This is a genomic window from Microvirga sp. P4_G7 (assembly GCF_056401005.1).
This window is the reverse complement of record NZ_JBFUKD010000372.1, coordinates 1-3,647: the sequence shown is the minus strand read 5'-3', so window position 1 is coordinate 3,647 and position 3,647 is coordinate 1. Positions and strand designations below refer to the sequence as shown.

Annotated in this window: 4 protein-coding genes and 1 pseudogene; 3 read left to right on the top strand and 2 right to left on the bottom strand. The window is 65.3% G+C overall.

What is annotated here, in order from left to right; genetic code table 11:
• Positions 1 to 1,076 (bottom strand): 3-dehydroquinate synthase (gene aroB / locus AC1DT3_RS14815; protein ID WP_477466009.1); only part of this gene is annotated, 1,076 nt, incomplete at its 3' end.
• A complete protein-coding gene (locus AC1DT3_RS14810; protein WP_477466008.1) occupies positions 1,073 to 1,702 on the bottom strand; it encodes a shikimate kinase in 630 nt (209 codons plus the stop codon). The genes aroB and AC1DT3_RS14810, both read right to left, overlap by 4 nt.
• Positions 1,703 to 1,848: 146 nt before the next feature.
• On the opposite strand from AC1DT3_RS14810, the gene AC1DT3_RS14805 reads away from it, so the two are divergent.
• From AC1DT3_RS14805 to AC1DT3_RS14795, 3 genes and pseudogenes are all read left to right on the top strand, one after another.
• Positions 1,849 to 1,995, top strand: coding sequence for a histidine kinase (locus AC1DT3_RS14805; protein ID WP_477466007.1), 147 nt, complete (start codon positions 1,849 to 1,851; stop codon positions 1,993 to 1,995).
• On the top strand, positions 1,992 to 2,927 hold the full coding sequence (xerD, locus tag AC1DT3_RS14800) for a site-specific tyrosine recombinase XerD (protein ID WP_477466006.1): 936 nt from the start codon (positions 1,992 to 1,994) through the stop codon (positions 2,925 to 2,927). Before AC1DT3_RS14805 ends, xerD begins: the two co-directional genes overlap by 4 nt.
• Positions 2,928 to 3,413: 486 nt before the next feature.
• A pseudogene (locus tag AC1DT3_RS14795) lies at positions 3,414 to 3,647 on the top strand (hypothetical protein); the annotation flags it as partial.

Genomic DNA, 3,647 nt, shown 5'->3' with positions numbered 1-3,647 from the left:
ATGAAGCTGCGCCCGATCCCCCTGACGAGGATGAAGGTGAGCGCGCCGCCGCTGACCTTCTTGTCCTGCGCCATGGCGTCGAGGAGTTCGCTCGGCTTGCCGCATCCCCCGGGAACCTGTTCGAGGCGTGTCGGCAGGCCGACTTCAGATAGATGCGCTTCCATCCGTTCGGCGTCCGTCGCCGGACACAGGCCGAGCGCGACGGAAAAGCGGAAGGCGAGGCTCATGCCGATGGCGACGCCCTCGCCGTGGACGAGGCGCGCCGAGTCGTAACCCGTGATGCGCTCGAGCGCATGGCCGAACGTGTGGCCGAGATTGAGGAGCGCGCGCTCGCCGTCCTCGCGCTCGTCTCTTACGACGACGGCGGCTTTGGCACGACAACTCTGCGCCACCGCTTCGTCCCGTTCCGGTCCGCCATCGAACACGCCGCGCCAATGGGCTTCGCACCATGTGAAGAAGTCTTCGTCGCCGAGGAGACCGTACTTTGCCACCTCGGCGTAACCGGCCCGCMTTTCGCGCAACGGCAATGTGTCGAGGAGAGCAGTATCCGCCAGAACGAGGCTCGGCTGATGGAACGCGCCGATCAGGTTCTTGCCGTATGGAGAGTTGATTCCCGTCTTGCCGCCGACCGAGGAATCCACCTGTGCCAGGAGGGAAGTCGGCATCTGGACGAAGCGAACGCCACGACGCACGACGGCAGCAGCGAAGCCGGCCAGGTCGCCCACGACGCCGCCGCCGAGGGCGATGACCAGATCGCCCCGCTCGATCTTGGCGGCGAGGATCGCGTCGCAAACCTGTTCGAGACGCGCGTACGACTTTGTCGCCTCGCCTGGCGGAAGCGTGACGATCGCTGCCGACACATTGTGGGCGCGCAGGGAATTCGCGAGCGTCTCGGCATACAGGGGACCCACATGGTGATCGGTGACGATGATGGCGTTCTTGGCCTTCAAGGCCACGATCCGCGCGCCGGAATCCGCCAGAAGACCGCGCCCCACCAGAATCTCATACGCCCGATCACCCAGCGGCACTGGCACCGTCGTCATCCCTGCCGCCTGTTGCGCTGTCGCGCCGCTCATGCCTGTCGTCTCCCTTGTGCCTCGAGCCAAAGCGTCAAGGCTTCGATGATGTCGATGACCACCCGGTCGTGCGGAGCCTCATGCGATTCCACTGTCAGATCGGCAGTCGCGTATACGGGGTGGCGGTCGTCCATGAGCTTGCGCATGGTGGCCTCGGGATCCGGGTTCTGCAGCAAGGGACGGTTCGCCCGTTTGCGCACCCGTTTCATCAGCACGTCGAGATCGGCCCGCAGCCAGATGGAGATACCGCCCGCGCCGATATTGCGCCGGGTCTCCGGGTTCATGAAGGCGCCGCCGCCGGTCGCAAGAACCATCGGTCCTTCCTGAAGAAGGCGCCCGATCACGCGGCGCTCGCCGTCCCGAAAATGCGCCTCGCCGTGAATGGCGAAGATATCGGGGATCGTCATCCCGGCGGCCGCTTCGATCTCGTGATCGGCGTCGCGGAAAGGCAAGCCGAGTTTCTGCGAGAGCCGGCGGCCCACCGTGCTCTTTCCGGCACCCATCAGGCCGACGAGCACGAGCGAGCGATCGCCCAGACGGCGGCTGATCGGGTGGCCACCGTGCGAAGTCTCTGCCTCTTGCCCGCCGCCTTCCTCTGAGGGATTGAAGCGGCTGTTATCATTCATGGTCTTGTCCTAGCACGGGGGAGGTTCCCTGTCACAGCCTCCTCCGCGGCTAGTCGCGGTCAAGGTAAAGGCTCGGCTCATTCCGCACCGCGCTTGCCTTCCCCGCGCGGGCATGATGTACCAAACCGGAACTGTCAGAGGATCCCGTGCCGACCCTATTCCGGTTTCTCGTCGTGGTAGCCATTCTCGCCGGTCTCGGCGCTGCGGCGATTTTCGCGCTGGCGACCCTCGTTCAGCCCGACGTCCGGGACATCACGGTTACGATTCCCGCCAACCGCCTGCCTGCGAAATGAGCGGCGGGCGCCACGCCAGCCTGTTTCTCGACATGCTCGCGGCCGAGCGTGGCGCTTCCAAGAACACCCTCGACGCCTATCGCCGCGACCTTGAAGACTATCTCGCCTTCCTGGGCGAGCAGCGACTGGACCCTGCGACAGCGTCGGCGGCGAGTGTGCGGGGGTTCATGGCGAGCCTCGAGGAGAGGGGGCTGAAGGCGACCTCGGCGGCCCGGCGCCTGTCGGCGGTTCGGCAGTTTCATAAGTTTCTCTACGTGGAAGGCTACGCGCCGGTCGATCCGACCGCAGCCGTTTCCGCTCCGAAACGCGGTCGTTCCCTGCCAAAGGTCCTCTCGGTGGAGGAGGTCGACCGCCTGTTGCGGGTCACTCAGGAAGGCGTCACCCATCCGACGGCGACGCCGGGCGAGCGGCTTCGTGCCGCGCGGATGACATGTCTGCTCGAACTTCTTTATGCGACCGGCCTGCGCGTCTCCGAACTGATCGCCCTGCCACGCAGCGCCGCGAAGACCCGCGACCGCTTTCTCGTGGTGCGCGGAAAGGGCGCGAAGGAGCGACTCGTTCCGCTCACCGACGCCGCCCGCGACGCGGCAAAGCTCTATTTGGAGCTTCTCGAGGAAAAGAGCGCCGCCCGCGGACCGTGGCTCTTCCCGGCGGACAGCGCGAGCGGGCATGTCACCCGTCAGGCCTTCGCGCGCGATCTCAAGAGTGCCGCAGCGGCCGCCGGCCTGCGTGGGGACAAGGTGAGCCCGCACGTGTTGCGTCACGCCTTCGCGAGCCATCTTCTGCAGAACGGTGCGGATCTGCGTGTGGTGCAGGAACTGCTCGGCCATTCCGACATCTCGACGACGCAAATCTACACTCACGTGCTCGACGAGCGTTTGAAAAGCATGGTGCGAGATCTGCATCCGCTCGGTACGCGCGGGGACTCCTAGCCGCTTGTCGCGCAGGCTCGGCCATGACGGGAGGGCGGATGTCGGCGAAGCCCGTCGGCGACTGCGCAGCCCCCGACTTCATCCTGAGGAACAACCTCCCGCTTGTCTTCACCGGCCTCGTGCCGGTGACCTCGCTTCGTGGCACATGTCCCATTTCCGATCGAGGTGGCCGGGACGAGCCCGGCCATGACAGGGGAGGGGAGTTTTCGCGCCGCTGCGCAACCGCCTCCTTCCTCGCCGTTGCCGGAACGGACGTTGACCGGCGCATGAAATCCAGTGTTACGTCGGTCCCGGAGCTGGCTGAACCCGGCTCTGGCGGCCGGCATCGGCCGCAAATGATGTCTTCCCTTCCGTTATGGTCGGGGAGGTGCTGCCGTATGTCCAGGGCGAAAGCTTAAAGGGCAGTACGGCCGTCCTAGCGCGGCTTCTCAACTCCCCGACCACCAGGGCTCCTGGTGGTCGTTCTCGTTTCAAGGGAGGGGATTGATGGACCCGACGATACCGGCGTTTGGCGAATACAGCGCGTTCGCTGATTTGCTCAACAAGTTTCACACGGCGAGCGAGATCATTCAGGCGCTGATGGTCGTCGCGATGATGGTGACGGTGCTCGGCGTCGCATGGATCGGAATGCGAGGTTTGGTGGAGGTGATGAGAGTCCGGCGGAGGAACGCAGCCGACCTGGTCATGTCCGGGACTGACCAAGATCGCGCAGCCTATGAC